General features: G+C 54.7%; 2 protein-coding genes. Both read left to right on the plus strand.

What is annotated here, in order from left to right; translation table 11 throughout:
• The coding region (gene nagA / locus B3Z49_RS18940; protein WP_296993651.1) for an N-acetylglucosamine-6-phosphate deacetylase at positions 1 to 923 on the plus strand (923 nt) is incomplete at its 5' end.
• A 156-nt stretch (positions 924 to 1,079) separates the two neighbouring features.
• Positions 1,080 to 2,086 (plus strand): class II fructose-bisphosphate aldolase (gene fbaA, locus B3Z49_RS18945; protein ID WP_296993653.1); only part of this gene is annotated, 1,007 nt, incomplete at its 3' end.

Below are 2,086 nucleotides of genomic sequence, written 5' to 3' on the forward strand. Positions count from 1 at the left end.
TTGAGACCATTAAAACCATGGTCGCTGCGCATCGCCGGTTTGGCACGACATCCATGCTGCCAACCCTGATTACCGATTCCCGGGACAAGATGGAATCTGCGATTGCCGCCGTTCAGGACGCGCTCGATAACGGCATAGCTGGTGTCGTCGGTATTCACCTTGAGGGACCGTATCTCAATCTCATGCGCCGTGGCGTACATTCGGCTGACCAGATCAGGCCGATGGAAACTGATGCAATCGAACTCGTCTCCCGGCTTCGCAATGGATGCACTTTGGTAACCCTTGCGCCAGAACTGCTTGATAAAGGTCTCATCGCAAAGCTCGTTGCCCGCGATGTTCGTGTTTGCGCCGGACATACAGCGGGCACCTACGACGATATCATGTTGGCAATCGATGAAGGCATGCAGGGCTTCACGCATCTGTTTAATGCCATGAGCCCCCTGACCCATCGGGAGCCGGGCGTTGTTGGTGCAGCACTCTCTGATGATCGTACATGGTGTGGCCTGATTGCGGATGGGTTTCACGTCCATCCAGCTGTGATCAAAACCGCCGTACGTGCCAAAGCCAAGGGCAAGATGATGTTGGTCACCGACGCCATGCCAACGGTTGGTGCCGCAGATAAACGGTTCAAGCTGGGTGATGAGGAAATCATCGCAATTGATGGGCGCTGCGCGCTTGCCGATGGGACGTTGGCGGGTTCGGACCTTGATATGATTTCAGCTGTCCGCAACTGCATGGAAATGGCCGAAATCGGGCTTGGTGAAGCACTTCGCATGGCGTCGCTTTATCCAGCGGAGTTCCTGGGGCTTGGTCATATTCTGGGGCGCTTGGCACCGGGCTATCTGGCCGATATGATTTTGTTTGATGATCAGTTCAATGTGACGCGAAGCTGGATCAAGGGCGTGCAAGAGAGTTACGCCTGAGCAAACGCAATATTTTCCGAAAGTCTATGACGGAAAGCCTTGACCTGAGACAGCATTTCGAAGATGCATTGGGCTCTGTAACAGTTTGTATGCAGGGTCTTCAGGTGATTTTGCTGCTGATCTGTTTTTACTCTGACCCCCAGGAGGAGTACCCACATGCCTTCCGTTAAACCCGGTGTTGTTACCGGTGCTGCCTATCGCGAACTCGTTTCTGCCTGCAAGCAGGACGGTTACGCCCTTCCCGCCGTCAATATTACGTCTTCAAGCACGATGAACGCTGCCCTTGAGGCTGCTGCAAATGCCGGATCTGACATTATCATTCAGCTTTCGAATGGTGGTGCACAGTTCTTTGCCGGCAAGGGCATCAAGGACGCTGCTGCGGCCCGTGTTCTCGGCGCCGTATCTGCTGCGCGTCATGCACAGCTTCTGGCCGAGCATTACGGTGTTGCTGTTGTCATGCATACCGACCACGCAAACCGCAAGTTTGTGCCATGGGTCGATGAAATGCTGAAATGGAGCGAAAAGGCCTATGCCGAAACTGGCAAGGCACTTTACAGCTCCCACATGCTGGATCTGTCCGAAGAATCCGTTGAAGACAACCTCGCGACCTGCGAGACCTTCCTGAAACGGATGTCCGCCATCGAGATGAGCCTTGAGATCGAACTGGGCGTCACCGGTGGTGAAGAAGACGGTATCGGTCATGAGCTTGATACCTCGGTTGAGGAAATCGATCCGCGCCTTTACACCCGCCCGGAAGAAGTCGAAGAAGCTTATCGTCGTCTTTCGCCGCTTGGCCACTTCTCGGTCGCGGCCGCATTCGGCAACGTGCACGGCGTTTACAAGCCGGGTAACGTGAAGCTCCGTCCGGAGATCCTTCTGGAAAGCCAGAAATACGTGGCTGAGAAGCACGGTCTGGGTGATCGCCCGCTCGACTTCGTGTTCCACGGCGGTTCCGGTTCGGAAAAAGAGAAAATCGAAGAAGCTGTCAGCTATGGCTGCTTCAAGATGAATATCGATACCGATACCCAGTTCGCCTATGCCCGCCCGGTTGGCGAGTATGTCGAAGCCAACGCACGTGCGTTCAAGTATCAGGTCGACCCGGAAACCGATCAGCCATACAAAAAGCAGTATGACCCGCGCGTCTGGATCCGCGAAGCTGAACT

Origin of the sequence: Thalassospira sp. UBA1131 (assembly GCF_002311515.1) — a bacterium.
In the GTDB taxonomy this organism is placed as follows: domain Bacteria; phylum Pseudomonadota; class Alphaproteobacteria; order Rhodospirillales; family Thalassospiraceae; genus Thalassospira.